Here is a 16,897-nt window from a genome sequence, read left to right on the forward strand (position 1 = left end):
GAGTTCTTTATACCGTAACTCGCGGTCTACAAGTATAAACTAGCAAAGACTACTTTTGCCCTCTAGAAACTATCGAGTAGAAATGGTGACCTACTCGCTCTTCCTCAGGCGGGAGCTTCATATAGTTACCGTAAATACGCTGCAAAATCGCATCAGCATTGTCTGGAATACGCACTTGTAAACCTTCAAAAGTTGCCAGTTTACCTTCGCCAAAGTCGCTTTTTTTATCGATAACCTTACAACTGTTATCGTCATTCCAAATCTTGCAAGAGACATACTCTGCTTGCTCATACTCCTCGACAGTAGCCCGTTTGCAGAGTTCTCGCCAGTAATAAGCAGGACTTTTCATCATTGCAGCTCGTACCTTCTTCAAGATACGTTTAAGTTGGCCTGCACTCCGGTCGAACGAATCGGAATTTAAAGCATGCACGTATTTCATCGTCAGAGAATACGTATCCTCGTTCTCTTTCAATGCCTCATCTTGATTGCCTCGAAGCCCATCAAGCGGATAGATGTCAATAAACGTACCCATCTGAGGTATTTCGTCGCCGTACTCCCCAATCTGTTTGTACCTCGTATCGCTAACACGAGTAATCAAAAACGGGATCAGATTGTCTTCTGATGGATGAAGCGCCACTAAAGAGCCAGTATCGTGCCGAGCGTTATCAAAATACTGAAGCAACTTGTTGTAATCAGGCCTAGGCATCCAAATATCTAAATCATCGTCCCAAGGGATAAAGCCTTGGTGACGCACCACTCCGATTAGTGACCCATACGCAACATAGTAATGCAGCTCCTGACTATTGCATATCTCAATAAACTTCTTGAAAATATCTAGTGTGGCTACCTGAATCTCACCACTTGTCAACTCTTGCTTTCGATCTACCATCTGCATTTATCCTTTACTAGCAGTTTCCGACTTGCTAATATGCAGCTGTCGAATCAGTGCTTTTGCATTCTTGGAGAAACAGGCAATAAACAGTGCGTAAGCCAAAATGTAAACAACAATAGCAATTAGAGATGGAAGTAATCGAGCAACAGCAATAAATACTATTGTTAAAACCAGCTCGCCTAATGATAAGGCGCTTTTCTTCAGGTTGAACAGGCTTGTGATATAAGCCTCCGAAAGTATACTCCTTAAAGCGATGACGAGAGTAACGCCACAGAGTACAGCAGTTATAGAATGCAGAAGATAAACGCCAATAAGAGTTAGTATAAAACTCACGAAAGTGGACATCACATTGATTTTTAGCATAGTTCGCTCACGCCGCGTTACATTGAAAATAGTGACGCACAGTATGCTCATCTTGCTGTCGAATATGCACACGGGGAGTAACAAAATGAGGTAGGGGAAACTATCCGCATAACTGGGCAGCCATAGCCCTAGCAGCCACACAAGAGGGAAATATAATACATAAATAAGTGGGAACAACAGACTCATGATATTTTGCGCTGTGGCAAAGAAAGACTTGATATCTTTCTCGTTGCTTTGTCTCAGAGCGGGGAACAGTACTATACTTGCCTGTTCCACAAAAGCTAGGAAGAAATTCACCAGCGAAATAATTAAAGAAAGCTTTCCGAATTTTTCAATGCCCCACACCATATCGATGAAAAACCTGGCAATACCCAGTATGAGCATACTCGCAATATTGGCTAGCATAAGGTTGACGCCAACTTTTATACTGCTCCAGCCTTGCCTAGCTGCAGTCTTAAACCCAAGCCAAGGTGCCCCAACAAAATCCCTCAGATTCCATATACAATAAATCAGCTGGACGATAGTGGATACCGTGTATGCGAAGACGTATGGGCGGAAGGAATGGACACCAATAGCCATAAATACGACAAGTGGTATAAGGAACGAAACACGCTCAACCACCACAGAGTATGATGACTTTTTCGTCTCATTCATACTTTGCAGCACATTCGACATGTAAGTTCCAGCATTCTGAAGCACCAGATAAATGCTGGTCTGGAGAATAACGAAAGTCCTATCGGGTCCGGGATTCATAATGAAGCCAAGAGCCGCAATGACCACAGACATAATAGTCTGGTATGTCACTCCGAAAGTGAACTGAGCCTTCACCGAGGCTTTGTCCATTTTATCCCTGGGAATGCCGCCCATCTTCAAGTACACGCCAGAGCTAAGTCCAAAATGGAAGAACCCTACGTAAGAGATATAAAACAAGTAGAGTTGCCAATATCCGAACTGCTCAATGTGAAGCAACTTAGGTATAACCAAGGCTTGCAGGATGCTTAGGAACATACTGATGCCTTGAGCGAAAAATGCAATCGCCATATTGGAAAGAAGAGACTTACGATTCATCACGAACAAAAGATCATATAAGCACTTTGTGCTTCGCTGATCTTCTCCAAGTCTCTCGCTGATACGACAAGGCCGCCAAATGCCAAAACTGCTGCTAAGCCACTAACTAGGGAGAGTGCAGCATCCACTAGTGGCATTGAAATACCAATCATGCTAAAACTCAACGCAAGAACACTCACCCATTTTTGCTTATAGGGAGCAGCGAAAGTAGCTTGTTTGGTCTTCAATGATTGCTCCCCCTCAGCAACGCTCAATAAGGCAGTACAACTCACACTTTACAAGGCAATCTAGCCTTCTGCCTTATCTGACAATTACAAACATAATATCTGCGCATATCCTGAACACGCAGCTTTGTAATCTATCTCATTCAAACGAAGCGCAAATACTAAAAGTTTTCCCTTTTACAGTTCAGTAAGCACGATTTTTTCAGATCGAATTTGATTCGTCAGATATGAAATCATTCTTCGCCTTGCGTCTGCTTGTACATAATTCACACTTGAGTGTTCATCGTGTATGACTTGCAACGACGGAGTGTAACGAATCGTATACCCCTTCCGTTGACAACGGATAAACAGAAGATCCTCTTCCATGTATAGGAACGTTCTCGGATCAAACGCTACCTGCTCCTGTTCTACAAACCGCGGGCCAAAAACGATAAAAGCGCCATGAAGCACTACATTTTCATAATCACGATTGTATTCACTCTCAGTCTTGTCAGGAGTAATTTTATCGATGAACCGCTGATAAATAGTATCGAACCCTTTGAAGTTACATACGATATAAGCAAACTTTACAAGTTCATGCTTTACAATAACTTGCTTAAGTTTCTTCTTGCTTATTCCCTCAAAATGTTGTGGGTTGCTATGTTTACCTGTTTTTTCAGAGATAATATCAGGACCACAAACATCGACAGTTTCCATGACTGCTTGCAACTTAGGAATGAAATCCTTTTGCTCTATGACAATATCGTTGTTGACAGTAACCACGATATCTGCATTGAGTTTTTCCTTTGCAAAGGTATAGCCAACGTTGTTTCCCCGTGCAAAACCCAAATTCTGTTCGTTCAAGAGTACATGCACATTGCTGACTGTCTTATATTTCGTATGGAGAAGCTTCCCGCTTCCATTGGTGGATCCGTTGTCGACAACGATGATTTCACAACTTTTAGCATTCTTCAAACTCAGTATCGATTCAACGCAATCAACGGTATCGTCGTAAGTAAAAAAATGTAGTACTACAAAAGCGATTTTATTCATAACTACCCTCACCACTCTACAAACCGTTCAAACTTTCCAAGTATAACCATAGGGACTTGCATGGTCATTACTCATATCAAACATCAATTGAAAAGCTTAGCGGGATTTCTTTAATGTGTGAACGCGAAATAGACCAGATTAATGAAAGCGGGTATAACGATAATCCATCTGGTTAATGTATTACGATTCTCCGACACAAACGTCATGAGTGCCATAATTACCAACACAGAGGAAACAAAAAGGGTACGGGTGCCTGAAATATCGATGGTGGGGGAAAACGACATGATTGCAGCAGCAGCAGCAGCTCCAAGCCAAGAAAATAAAACTAAGCCCTTCTGTTTCGATAAGAGAACCGAGCTCAAAACAATGCACACAAAAAGGGAAAACCAAAAAAGATAAGACCCCACGTGGCGTAAGAAGCCATCTTGTAGAGAATTAAAGGAAAAAAGAACAGTTTCAAGACCGACAGTCCTTGAATACCCGATGATAATTAGACTGGTCACAGCCCATATCGTTGAAATATTTAGTACTCTGCTTTCAACAGGACTATTCATCTCAACAAGCTCAGATGGTTGAACAGTATCACAGCGGCGTTGTACATATGCAATAAGCATCAATATCACAACAACATATACAAGCACTAAGAAAGATGTTGTGAACTGATTGAACTGCCACTTCATGCCGTATCGAAGCTTCTGGAATATAGACATGTGTCCAAATTCAGGGAACCACCGAGCAGTCTCGTTTGGAGTTCGACTCTTATTGCCCGGTGAAACTAGTTCACTTAGCACAGCAACAAGGGAGAACGCAGTAAAGGCAATCAGTCCGCGCGGAACCTTCTTATGCTGGCGAACCAGCTGAATTACGGTAAGCGCACTGAAACCTACTAAGCATGGGCCGATCTGCTCCACGCCTAGAGAACCCAAAATAGCACATATCACACAAAGAACTGTGTGCTTAGGTGTTTCTCCACGATACAAATCTGCAAGATATGTGCCAGCAAACAAAGCAAGAGCTCCAGGCCATAAGTAAAACAAAGCACCTGCCATCCAGAAAGACGAAAGGTATATTACATTTGGAGCAATCAGCCAAAATGCAGCATAGGTGAGCACAACGGTCTCGGTAGTGAAATAGTTAAAGGTGATTCGAATAAGCGAATACACAAGCAGCGCAAGCATAAAAATGTTAACAATTCGCCACACTAGCATCGGCAGGGGGTAGAAAATAGCAACGGCAGTTTCAGAGAAGATTCGCCCTGACCACTCCATATAACGCGTTTGAACCCAAGAAAATACATTATACTGTTTCATGCGGTCTGTAAAATCAATATCATCCGCAAAGCGTTCAATTCTGCAAGTCGCTAAAAATGTCAAAAGGCTGCACACGAGCCATGCTGAAGCCCTTTGCAATCTTACTTTTTCTTCAAGTATCCGCCCGACAGAGAACATCCTTCTTACCCCACTTTGTAAATCCATATTCACCCCTTCACAGCCTCATCTCACAGTGTCCGCTCATCCGTGAAAGTCGTATAGCCTCAGCGATTATACCAACCAACACCGAAAAGGAATGACATAATTGGGTGAACTGGATCGTATGGGCCTTTTGCAATGACAGATAGTTTTGACACTGCCCATTGCACTCATAAGTCCTTCACTGTTTCAGACCACCGCCAAAACATGCTAACGCGGTCGGCATCAGTATGAACCTGCAAGCAAGCTGAAATACTGCTGCGCTAGCAAAAACCATGCGAGGAAGTTGAATAAAAAAGACAAGCTAATATTCACGCGGCTTGCCCTGTGCTCCTTCGACAACGCGCTTATAGTAGTCAGCTATTTGAGGAAAAATAGGCTTAGCAAAAACAGTTGACACAGCGCTAGCGTATTCGCCAACACTATCTGCTTCTTCTGGATTCTTCATAAGAAATTCGACCTTCTCCGCAAGATTCGAAGGAGATCCTACACGGTATAAGAAACCGTTTTTACCTTCCTTGATCAGCTCTTTAGTGAAACCGGCATCTGCACCAATTAATACATTGCCATAATACATAGCCTCAATGCTGACTCGACCGAAAGCCTCATTCCTAGAGCATACAAGCGCAATGTCGGATTGCTGGCGAATCATAGTCAAATCATCCTGCTGCCCAAGGTATCTCACGTTTTTTGTCTGCAAATATGGAGCAATATATGATACGTCGCCTGACCCACATAGAGTAAGTCGCACATTGTATCCTTTTTGTTCTAGCTCTTGAACCGCTTGAATGGCATCCAACTGGCCTTTTTCGGGAGACAAAGCGCCCACCATGAGTAATCGGCAAACACCATCTTCCATGAATTGCCGCGATTTATGGTATTTACTGTCGCGGGAAACTTTGTCTAAAATTGTCGTAGTAGTTTTGAAGGTGAAACGTCCGTTATAGGCTTTTTCAACAGCCGGAGATATAAAAATAGCGGAAGATGCTTGGGCTAACCGCTGAGCCTTGCCCTTATTAAAGTGTTCGATTTTATGGTCACTCTCCATAAATTCTCGAATATGCCAAACGTGTGGCAAACCGTTCTCGACAGCGAGCACTGCCCCATACAAAGTTGCGAAAGAATTCGAATGGACAATATCGATATTATGTGATTTAAGTTTGGCGCTCAACCGCTTTCTAGATATCGTATTGCACACAACAGCGTAAGCAATCTGCAAGAAATCGAGAATTCTTTTCTTGAATGGTCTCTTTCGTAGATGACGTACCGGAACTGAGTAATATCCAATCCATACCGTGCAACCTACATCTTCGAACGCTTGCTGAAGAGACTTATTCGGAAAAGGCAATACCACGTAGAACTGGTCTTCGGAGTCTGTTGCATCCTTGAGCCAATCCAGCAATGCTAAGTTGGCACCTGTAGCATACGGCTGATGGCAACAAATCAATATCTTCAACTATTTTTCTCCTGAATGCATCCTACGTGCTTTTCCTATCTCTAACGTCTATTCTACCTAGGACCAGCAACACAGTAACGCACGCAGGGACTGCATTCCGTGCACAACCGGCTCAAAAGTAGACCCGCAAGGTAGGCGTAGTCAGTTTTCGCAATCTGATTTGTGATGTAGAAGGTCTTTCCAGTTGCTGGAAGCGCCGATTGAACCGCACAGCACGATAAAGCAGCAAACTACCGTTATTGCATTTGGAACTGTCCCTTGCAAGACCAAACCAAAAATCACAGCCCAAGCAGAATAGGAAATATTCAAAGCCATTGCAGGAGCAGCTCCGATTGCATCTATCGCCTTGTAATAGAACAAATACGAAGCCGCGCCAGCCAAAGCAGCGAGCGCCACTATTAACGTGGCGAGAGATGGCACTGCAACTGCTGCGAAAGGCAAGGCCTTAAACAGTGGGAGCACCAGCCCTAGGTAGGCCAGTGCAGATACCGTTTCACGAATTTGTATCGCTGTCTCATTATCAACATCCCCGGCACGCATACCCCAATCGCAGAGCACTGCTTCAGAACCCCACCCCAATACGGTCAGCGATGCTCCAGCTATGCCCCAGAAGACACTGCCCTGCTGGGAAGAAGGCGCTGAGAACCATCCCATGGCCATAACAGCAAGAACGGCGGTTGCCAGTGAGGCAAGCTGTTGTACGCTCATGCGCTCCTTAAGCAAGATAAAAGCCAGAAGAGCGCCGAACGCCGGATATAGAGACGAAATGATAGCGGTATAACCAGGACCAATATTGTTAATAGCTACAACATAGCCGGTCATGCCAAGTGGCCCGCCCAGTAGCGCTCCGACAGCTACCACAAAACCACTTCGTGTTTTGAGCCCCTTCCAAGTGTCCGATAACCGGTGTTTGAACCCCATATATGAAAAGAGCCAAATGGCGCAAGCCGCATCATGCACAAAAGCCGCAACGATAGCTGCAAAGGCAAGAGAACCAACTGTTGAATCGTAGGGGCTCATTAACATCGATATACCAAGAACCACTGTGTCTAAGCCCCAAAGTGCCCCGCTAAGAATCCCGAACCGCACGTCAGGATTCCTTGTATAGTTCTAGCGTCGAATCAAGGAAGTGCTGCGCATATTCGTAGTATGTGTAAAGCCACTCACCGACTGGAGCGCCCTCCGATTCTTTATACAAAGCCCACAAGTACCAACACCATCCTGCCAGCTGCACATGGGCGAGGTTATGCCGCCTCTCGTCTGCAGTCGGAGTACGGCAAAAATAAGCCTTCAAAGCAACATCTATCTCTTGGTCATTGAGTCGGCAGCACACGCAGAAGGTGCCAAAATCGTTGGCATAGTCTCCCATTCCTGCATATTCCCAATCGATTAGTGAATATTTTCCTGTGTCGTCAATCAAGAAGTTCAAATCGAAGAAATCATTATGGCACAAGCACTGCGGTGCACTATCAGCCATGACAAAATGCTCTAGCTGGTCCACTTTCTGCGCCATTTCAGCATAACCAGTTATCTGAATTGGCCCGCGTTCAAGTAAGAGACGCTCATAGCGTTTAGCTTCATCATAGAAGTTGAACACATGGTCTATTTGAGCACCACATTCATGTAACGTTCGTGCCATGCTCATAGCTTGGGTGATTTGGGCATTGTCATGAGGATCGAGATTCTTGCAATCAGGGATAAATTTCGAAATCTTCCAACCCTTAACTGGGTCTTCGTGAACAAAAGTGTCGTCAAGGCCGAGCTTCTGGGCGACGGTCTGTGCTTTCACCTCACCGGCACGATCAACTAGTTTCTCGGTGCCCACTCCAGGATGACGATAAACATATTCGCTTTCCCCGATTGAGAAATGGCAAGACAGGTTCGTAAGCCCCTGCTTAAGTGGATACACATCGTGAATCTCGTCTTTGCTGCAGTCTAAGACCGTCACAATATTGTCAAAAATCTCAGAATCAACATTCTGGAGAAAATGCGGGTCGAATCCTCGAAGTTCGTCTAGCGAATCAAACTCATTGATAACTCCGGCCTCGTACGGCCTCATATCCATCTCGAACTCATTGACGTGCTCTATGTAGATGCTTTCCCAAAGTTTGTCAGCCGTTTCGGGCAAATCATATTCATCGCCCAAAATAGAAACGAACTTGCGCGAAAACGCACTGTCAAAGTACACATGGCCAAGCATGTACCAACTATCAGCACCGCCAATAGTCACACCGGTAATTTTATTATCAATACCGGTTGAAATACACCATTCTTTTGTGGGACCATCCGCATACTGAGCAGCGTAATATGCTTTCCACACATATTCTTCGAAAGGATTGCTCGTAAAGTAGTCATCGCTTGAACAAATGTATGTATTGCTTAGCTTGTCTTTCACTTTCCATAGTGAGCTATTATTGTTGCGGACCGCATAGTCGTCATTGACCACAATCTTAATGCCGTATTTTTCTTGGAGGTAAAAGAATAGCTCCTTTTTATAGCCAACCACCACACTAATATCTTCGATTCCAGCACTTTGCAACTGCTCAATCTGTCGCTCAATAAGCACATCTCCACGCACACAGAGCAAGCCTTTAGGCTTCTCGTACGAAATTGGGGCGAATCGTGACGAAAGACCGGCGGCCATAATGACAGCATTGCGCACTTTATACGGTTGCAGAGCTGCAATACCAGCGCGAGTAATAGTGCGCTCCGAGATGTAGCCACAAGCCTGTAGCTCTTTAATCGTTGAGTTCACACTTCCGAGAGACAATTTGGTGTGATTTGCCAATGTACGCTGCGTACTATTGGGTATCCTGTACAGTTCTGTAAGTACAAGAAACTGTTTCTTATTCAACATTTATGTCCCCAGCATGTTCAAATCTGCGATTAAAGTCCAACTCTTTGAACATGCTATACCGGAAAGCCCGCCCTAGCAAATGTCTTTACAACAGGCACGCAAGCCATAAGACACCATAAAATGCGCCGTAGCATCAAAACGGCTGAAAATGCGACACTAAACCAAAAGTGCAACGCTCTTGAGTCTCGCCAGTAATTACTAACCAGCAAGAAAGAAGGGCGTTGCACTTTCCTAGCAACTCACATTTCTACAGCATTGCTTGAACTAACTTCATGCCTTTTACTCTTCAAAAAGGGTAACTTCGAACAAACGCTCGCAAGCTTTTCTCTGATTTTTCGTTCTGTTTCCGTATCTTCCCTTTTGAAAAGAAGTCGCAACAGAATATACATAAAGATGACTTCCCAAAGCATAATGTCGCCGAAGAAGACATTCTGGAAGGACTCAAAGAAGACCAGTGGAACAAAGCAGCAATACTGCGTTGCGAGGAAAAGACTAGGCGACTTCTGCATTCGCTTGGTCAGATACCAGCAAATTGCAATCATAGCTGCGATAGGAATAAAGCAGAAAACGCCGTAGTCATAGAAGTACTCATAGAAGCCAGTGTTCACTGTAGCCGCGCCCGTCGAATACACCCTAAGGGCACTCGGAGCATCAGCATCGAGTCCCAATAAATTGTCCAACTGGCAGAAGCCGAAGTAGAAACCTCTAAACGAGTAAAGTCCCCAGAAATCATGTGCCTGAATTCCGGTTTTCAATGTCAGGTTGAGATTATTAAACGACAGAGGGAAATAACCGTAGTAAACCGATAAGACCTCAGCACCAAACTGCGGTCCAGTATAAGCAATGTAGCCCTCATACGGTCCGTTATTCCCCACATAGCGCATTCTTGCATTAGTTAGCATCGCCATGGCAACGACAGCAGCAATTGAGAACAACACTCCGCCAGATATGGCAAGTTTCCCCTTAACACTGAGCGCAGTCTTGCTTTTACGCCTCGACCAAAGTACTAAGATTACGAAGGTTGCCACCTGAACAAGTGTCATAAGAACAGAAATTCGCATGCTTCTCGTCACAACAGGAATTGCCAGGAGAACGATAACCCACGCAATAAATGATTTCTTTTTTGTAACGAAATAAGCAACTATATCGACGATGACAAAAACGAATAAATTTCGTGTAATAAAAGCTATAAGTGGAGCAGAGTACGTATGGATGTCAATGTTAACAAACGCAGGGACAATAGAACCAGAACCAAGATAACTCTCAAAGAAAAACAGTAGAACATACCCGATGTTCATCGCATGCAAAGCACCAACCCTTGCACTACGAGCATCGGGAAACAGGCTAGCATCTATTCTCACCTTATCGGCAACTGTGAAATTATATATAATCAGCGCAATGTTTAGATAGATAAAGATCAGATAGAAGTTGTTGTTAATTGCAGTATCAACGTGCCGTGACCAGTTGAGCTGCCACAACCACATCGGCAAATAGATGCCAAGAATGACGAATAGATTCAGCCCAAGGACTCTTCGCTTTATAAAAATCGAATACAGTGCCGTTACCAAGTAAACCAGTAGTGTACCAGCGAACAAATACTGCATGGCCCCGCCTTTCTAACTATTCGTCCAGTACATAGCGACCTGCTTTTTACCGCATTTAAGAATAATTAAATCTGTTCTTGCACACCACTTAGTCAGGTATCTACAAGCCTAACTTATGATACAACAACCAATTATCTCTTTGATTATAAGCGTTATTGGTCATTAGGGCTGACTGCACAATGGATTGAGAACTATTCGCTTGCTATTAGACTGTCAACCATAGCCAATCTTCACGCACAACCTATACAATTACTCTTCCGCCATAGTCCACCCCGCAGAGGTTAAACTCGAAGGTGCGAGCAAAATGCTACTCTTTAGCTAGTATGCATGTGGATGAGTCTTTACAGCGAACAACTTCGGGAGCAACTCAATGAACTTCGGCGGTTTAATAACGATACTTGAATACGTGAGAAGTCTTGCAGCATGACAGTTTCAGTAATCATCCCTACTCTTAATGCCGGAGAACAAATTACCGAGCTCCTTGAAACTCTTTCTGCTCAAGATTTGCGCCCTGACGAAATTCTAGTTGTAGATTCACAATCCGACGACGATACCGTCAAAAGAGTATCGGCTTTTGAAAACGTTAAGTTAATCAGCATCGAGCGGTCAACTTTCAACCACGGTGGCACCAGAGATATGGCTTTTAAACAAGCCCATGGCGACTATGTGCTTTTCTTGACCCAAGATGCGCTCCCCAAAAATCGAAGTTACATAAGAAATCTTCTTGCACCTTTTAGCAACCCCAAAGTTGGAATGGCCTCGGGTCGCCAAATTGCACGGGCAGATGCAAGACCATTTGAAAAACTAGTTCGTCAATTTAATTATCCAGATCAATCGTTTACCCGTTCTAAGGCGGACCTGCCGAAATTGGGTATTAAAACATTTTTTGCCTCCGATGTCTGCTCCGCATATCGCACAACTAGCTATATGGCGGTCGGCGGTTTTGGCAAAGCAGTCGACACTAATGAAGATATGCTAATTGCCGCAAAGATGATTAACTCAGGTTATGACATAGCTTATGTAGCAGATGCTGAGGTAATCCATTCTCACAATTTATCGTTCAAACAACAATATAAGCGAAACTATGCGGTAGGCAAGTTTATGGAAACCCACAAAACAGCATTTTTGGGAGCCGACAAGGGTTTGAATAACGAGGGTATCCAACTAGTCAAATATGTAATGAAGAATTTACTCCGCGAGAGACATTATCTTTCTGCTTATTCATTCTCACTAGATTGCGTCGCGAGAATAGCTGGCAATAAAGCAGGGGTAAGATCCGCCAAACGGCTGTAAATAGCGCCAGATAAGCAGATGCACTCTCAATCCTCTACTCTTGGGGGGGGGGGCATTATTGTTGAAGCAAGATGGCAGAAAGTTGGGGGAAACTGAAACCTGATGGCTTGTTGTACAAGTGGCATGGCTAATCCTAGCCTTCTTGAATTCAGAACAAGTCGACAAAGCGAATGCTTGTAGTAGAACTGCACTAGTGAATATGCTTACAAAGTTGCTACTCTATTACTTTGCTCTCGTATGGGCAAAGTAATAGAGTAGCAACATGGTTGAAGAGCGGGAAAGGTGTCTGATGAGGCAAAAGACAGTCAATGGTCTTTCATCGTTGCAAGGCGCAGACTCATCACATATCCAGGATGAGTTTATTCCTCAGCCCGACACTGCAAGCACAGATTCTCAAACGAAAATGTTCCGCTTTAGCAACCAGATATTTGATCAAGAGGATAATCTACATCCTGCATTACAACAGCTCAAAAAGACACCCACGTGGAGATATGCATACATTGGCAGCTTAGTTGCTATTGATGTAGTGGTCATGCTGGTAGCAATTATTCTTTGTGTTGCTATCAATCTTTCTGCCTATGACACGCTCGCGCAGCGCATGCCAACTTTCCTTTTTGCTATTCTTCAATGCAGCATTTGGGTCATTTGTCTACTTTTATGTGGGGCTTACCATCGGCATGTCATGTCAGAAGGATACGAGCTTTACACGAAAATTATCAATGCCGCCGTCCTCACTATCGCAGTTACAAGCTGCCTAGTATACATGCTCGGCCTCGATTTGCCCCGCACCTCTGTAATTGCAACACCAATTGTGGCTTGCGCGTTAGAGCTTGTGAGCCGCTGGAGAATGCGTCGTATTCTACATAAGTGGCGCCTTCGAGGACAATGCCAGTACCGAGCTGTGATTATGGGCTCTCCCGAAGGTATTGATGCCATGGTGGACAAGCTATATAAAAGTGATGCCAGCGGATACCGCCCTATCGCTGTTTGCCCTATTGCACTTGACCCTAAACGAAATGATGGTAGTGTCATCGCTGTCCCATACCACGGGCAATCCCCAACAGATACCGGCTATGATTTGCCCGTTATTGCTTACAATTCTCACTTACCCCGAACTGCTGAAAGCCTGGGCACGCAAATCGTCATTGTGGCAGATGTTATCGACCGAGACAATGAAATAATGCACACGCTCCCGCTTGCTGTGGAATCGCTGGGCATTGAGCTTGCTGTCTCGATTTCAGTCGCCGACATCGGTACTCACCGCATTGACTTAGACTACTCAGGCAACCAGCCTATTATGATTGCAAGTTTGCCTCAGTATTCCTTTACTACTCGTTTTATTAAACGTGCTGTGGATATTATCGGGTCCGCAATTGCTCTTATTATCGCTGGACCGTTAGTTATCTTACCTGCGGCGATTGCTATAAAGCTTGAAGACCATGGACAGGTCATATATAAGCAAAAACGTATTGGCCGTAATGAAGTACCATTTAACTGTTATAAATTGCGCTCGATGAAAGTCAACGCTGCTGCGATGGATGCTAAGTTAGCTGAATCAACAGGACAGCAACTTGGTGCTCTCTTTAAAGTCAAAGACGACCCACGCGTCACCAAGGTGGGTAAAATCATCCGCAAGTATTCGATTGACGAAGTCCCCCAATTCTGGAACGTTCTCAAGGGTGATATGTCATTGGTTGGCCCCCGACCTCAGCGTCAGTATGAGGTAGATGCTTACGGCCCCCTTTACTCCACTCGACTGCTTGTGCGCCCAGGCATTACTGGCCCTTGGCAAATTTCAGGTCGATCAGATCTATCGCAAGAAGAGGCAGAGCAGTTGGATGTCTCTTACATCCAGCGTTGGTCGATAACAGGAGACTTGGCCATTCTTGCTAAGACCTTTGAAGCCGTCATTACGCATAAGGGCTCTTATTAAACTCTTCTAGCTTTCTTAGCGCCTCTCTATTTGACTTCGAGTGGACTTGAAGTTGTAAGAATGGGGTGATGGTTTAGCTCGTGGGTCTCTTCTTTTGGTGGGGAGCAGCTGGGCCGGGTGGAGGTTGTGATGAGTCGGATACTTGTACTGGGAGCCTATGGGCAGATTGCTCAGCTTGTACGCGAGCGCATAATTAACGAAAGCGATGCTTTTCTGACCGAATACTTGCGTCGGGCGCAACGGTTAAGCGCAATTGACCCCTCGCGAGAGCATATCGTTGAGGGAGATGTCAACGACTACGATGCCTTGCTTGAATCTATGCAGGGGCAAGACGTCGTGTACGCAAATCTGGGTGGTGAGTTTGAACCCATGGCAGCAAATATCGTCAAAGCTATGGCCGAGTCTGGAGTCAAGCGGCTTATTTGGGTTACCGGTCTGGGTTTGTATCACGAAGTTCCCGGCACGTTTGGCAAGTGGGTAGAGGAAAGCATCGGCAGCGAGATTATGGACGACACTCGGCGGGCCGCTCAAATCATTGAGAATGCCGACTTAGATAGCACCATCATTCGCGCTGCTTATATGGATAACGAACCAGACCGCGACTATGAACTCACACAGAAGGGCGAACCTTTTAGGGGCACTACCGTCTCGCGCGCGGCCATCGCAGATCTGATTGTGGACATTCTCAAGAATCCAAGCCGGCATAGTGGCGAAAGCCTAGGCATTGCCCGTCCCGGAACCGAGGGTGACCACTTGATTTGGAAACCACAGCGCTAATAGGCACCGCAAGACGGTCGCTACCGCTCGACAGCGTCCTAGCCACTTTTGCGCTTTACAAACAACACTGTATTCAAATAACAAAGGAGATAACTATGGCTATTAAACAGACGGCTGGGCGTGATCAGCTTGGGGAGTTTGCACCACTGTTTGCTCATCTGAATGACGATGTGCTCTTTGGGGAAGTTTGGTCTCGGGAGGAGGAGCTTTCGGCTCACGATCGCTCGCTCATTACTTGCGCTGGGCTGATGTCGATGGGCCTCTTCCCCCAGCTCAAGAGTCACATGGGCATTGCGAAAACCAACGGGGTGACGCGCTCCGAAATGGTTGAGCTTATTACTCACCTTTCCTTCTACGCCGGCTGGCCCAAAGCTTGGTCCGCTTTCGGGCTCGCAAAAGAAGTATATGGCGAAAATACCGAAGCCAGCAGCGGCAGCCCTGCAGCCGAAGATTCTACTCCCGAGCACGGCCCTTATCCTTTGGGCAGTCCGGCTGACGGCCCCAACTTCACTGGCCACGCTTGGCTGCACATGCTTACTGAGCCAGATGCTGAATGCTCGGCCGGCAACGTAACCTTTGAGTCCGGCTGCGTCAACCGCTGGCACACCCATCCCCACGGGCAACTCCTGCTGGTGACCGCTGGCCACGGCTGGGAGCAAGAAGAAGGCAAGGAGCCACGCGAATTGAAGCCCGGCGATGTTGTCTTCTGCCCGCCGAATGTGCGCCACTGGCACGGCGCTTCGCAAGCCAGTTCTATGACTCATGTGGCCGTAACTCCAGCCTACAAAGGTGAGGCGCCAGTCACTTGGGAGGACTTCCCCGATGCCACTGAAGTCGTTAAGCTAGGCTGATTGAGTAAGGCAAAAGACCATGCGGGCAGGAGTCTGGTTGACTCCTGCCCGTAAGATAGACAGTATGGCACAGAAGAAAGGCCCAACCAAAGGTTCGGGCGGCAAGCATCGTTTAAAGTTACGCGGCAAGGGGCCCACGCCCAAGGCCGAGGACCGCGTGTATCACAAGGCATACAAGGCTAAGCAGGAGAATCTCAAGCGGCAGGCAGCAGACCCCCGTTTGGCAGCTCGGCGGAGGGCAGAGCGCTTCACCGGCGACACCACTGATTTAGTGTTGGGGCGTAATGCCGTGTTGGAAGCCCTGCGCGTGGGCGTTCCCTCAAGTCAGCTCTACATTGGCACCCGCATTGAGCACGACGACCGCACCCGCGAAATCATCCGCTTGGCAGGCCAGGCAGGTCTCAACATCTTAGAGGCAGACCGCCTTGAGCTCAACCATATTGCTCACTCCAGCAACCACCAGGGCGTGGCGCTCAAGGTGCAACCCTACGAGTATTCCTCGCTGGCTAAGCTAGCTGAGAAGGCCGAGAAACACGCTGCGGCTGTAACCTCGGTGGGTGGATCTACTGCGGTCAGCGCCCGCCCCCTCTTCATCGCCCTCGATGGCGTGACCGACCCGCAAAATCTGGGCGCAGTCATCCGCTCGGCAGCCGCTTTCGGGGCTTCTGGCGTTATCCTGCCCGAGCGCAGGTCTGCATCAGTTACAGCGGCCGCTTGGAAGGTCTCGGCAGGTGCGGCAGCCCACTTGCCTGTGGCGCGCGTTGTGAACTTAACGAAGGCTATCGAAGGTCTACGCGAACGCGGCTACTACGCAGTCGGTCTCGACGGCGGCGGTAATGCGATGGTAGGCGAAACCGGCTTTGAAACCGATCCGCTTATCGTAGTGCTCGGCTCAGAGGGCAAGGGCTTGAGCCGCTTGGTGCGCGAGGCTTGCGACGCTATCGCCGGCATCCCCATCTCTAGCTCCGTTGAATCGCTCAATGCCTCGGTCGCAGCCGGTATCTCCTTGTATGCCGTTGCTACAGCCCGGCGCAAGACAGGCGAGGCGCAGGCAGCCGCCTAACTCAGGCCAGCAGCG

The 16,897-nt window shown here is 46.4% G+C and carries 14 protein-coding genes; 5 read left to right on the forward strand and 9 right to left on the reverse strand.

The genetic code is table 11. The features are described 5' to 3' along the window. Positions 1-49 precede the first annotated feature (49 nt). The 9 genes from R8377_RS07585 to R8377_RS07625 all read right to left on the reverse strand — a co-directional run bounded on the left by R8377_RS07585 (position 50) and on the right by R8377_RS07625 (position 10,965). Positions 50-889 (reverse strand): LicD family protein, encoded by an 840-nt coding sequence (locus R8377_RS07585; RefSeq protein WP_317642891.1) that lies wholly within the window; start codon positions 887-889, stop codon positions 50-52. Positions 890-895: 6 nt separating this feature from the next. Next, positions 896-2,326: an MATE family efflux transporter gene (locus R8377_RS07590; RefSeq protein WP_317642892.1), complete on the reverse strand. Its 1,431-nt coding sequence runs from the start codon at positions 2,324-2,326 to the stop codon at positions 896-898. Then, positions 2,323-2,550 (reverse strand): hypothetical protein, encoded by a 228-nt coding sequence (locus tag R8377_RS07595; protein WP_317642893.1) that lies wholly within the window; start codon positions 2,548-2,550, stop codon positions 2,323-2,325. The genes R8377_RS07590 and R8377_RS07595 overlap by 4 nt, the downstream gene beginning before the upstream one ends. 174 nt (positions 2,551-2,724) lie before the next feature. Then, on the reverse strand, positions 2,725-3,579 hold the full coding sequence (locus R8377_RS07600) for a glycosyltransferase family 2 protein (RefSeq protein WP_317642894.1): 855 nt from the start codon (positions 3,577-3,579) through the stop codon (positions 2,725-2,727). Positions 3,580-3,689: 110 nt separating this feature from the next. Continuing rightward, positions 3,690-5,054, reverse strand: coding sequence for a DUF6056 family protein (locus R8377_RS07605; RefSeq protein WP_317642895.1), 1,365 nt, complete (start codon positions 5,052-5,054; stop codon positions 3,690-3,692). 298 nt (positions 5,055-5,352) lie between these two features. Further along, positions 5,353-6,504 (reverse strand): glycosyltransferase, encoded by a 1,152-nt coding sequence (locus tag R8377_RS07610; RefSeq protein WP_317642896.1) that lies wholly within the window; start codon positions 6,502-6,504, stop codon positions 5,353-5,355. A 141-nt stretch (positions 6,505-6,645) separates the two neighbouring features. Beyond that, positions 6,646-7,593 carry a DMT family transporter gene (locus tag R8377_RS07615; protein ID WP_317642897.1) on the reverse strand — a complete coding sequence of 316 codons (948 nt, stop codon included), beginning with the start codon at positions 7,591-7,593 and terminating at the stop codon, positions 6,646-6,648. Between the two features lies 1 nt (position 7,594). Then, positions 7,595-9,361 carry a phosphotransferase gene (locus R8377_RS07620; protein WP_317642898.1) on the reverse strand — a complete coding sequence of 589 codons (1,767 nt, stop codon included), beginning with the start codon at positions 9,359-9,361 and terminating at the stop codon, positions 7,595-7,597. 239 nt (positions 9,362-9,600) lie between these two features. Beyond that, a complete protein-coding gene (locus tag R8377_RS07625) occupies positions 9,601-10,965 on the reverse strand; it encodes a COX15/CtaA family protein (RefSeq protein WP_317642899.1) in 1,365 nt (454 codons plus the stop codon). A gap of 423 nt (positions 10,966-11,388) precedes the next feature. On the opposite strand from R8377_RS07625, the gene R8377_RS07630 reads away from it, so the two are divergent. The 5 genes from R8377_RS07630 (at position 11,389) to rlmB (ending at position 16,882) form a co-directional block, all read left to right on the forward strand. Continuing rightward, complete coding sequence (locus R8377_RS07630) at positions 11,389-12,258, forward strand: glycosyltransferase family 2 protein (protein WP_317642900.1); 870 nt, start codon at positions 11,389-11,391, stop codon at positions 12,256-12,258. A gap of 262 nt (positions 12,259-12,520) precedes the next feature. Further along, positions 12,521-14,191 (forward strand): sugar transferase, encoded by a 1,671-nt coding sequence (locus tag R8377_RS07635; protein ID WP_317642901.1) that lies wholly within the window; start codon positions 12,521-12,523, stop codon positions 14,189-14,191. A gap of 129 nt (positions 14,192-14,320) precedes the next feature. Further along, positions 14,321-14,968, forward strand: coding sequence for an NAD(P)H-binding protein (locus tag R8377_RS07640; RefSeq protein ID WP_317642902.1), 648 nt, complete (start codon positions 14,321-14,323; stop codon positions 14,966-14,968). A gap of 95 nt (positions 14,969-15,063) precedes the next feature. After that, entirely contained in the window at positions 15,064-15,819 is a 756-nt protein-coding gene (locus R8377_RS07645) for a carboxymuconolactone decarboxylase family protein (RefSeq protein ID WP_317642903.1), read from the forward strand. Between the two features lie 64 nt (positions 15,820-15,883). Continuing rightward, a complete protein-coding gene (rlmB, locus tag R8377_RS07650) occupies positions 15,884-16,882 on the forward strand; it encodes a 23S rRNA (guanosine(2251)-2'-O)-methyltransferase RlmB (protein WP_317642904.1) in 999 nt (332 codons plus the stop codon). The last annotated feature ends 15 nt before the right edge of the window (positions 16,883-16,897 follow it).

The sequence above is a fragment of the Bombiscardovia apis genome (assembly GCF_033095945.1).
In the GTDB taxonomy this organism is placed as follows: domain Bacteria; phylum Actinomycetota; class Actinomycetes; order Actinomycetales; family Bifidobacteriaceae; genus Bombiscardovia; species Bombiscardovia apis.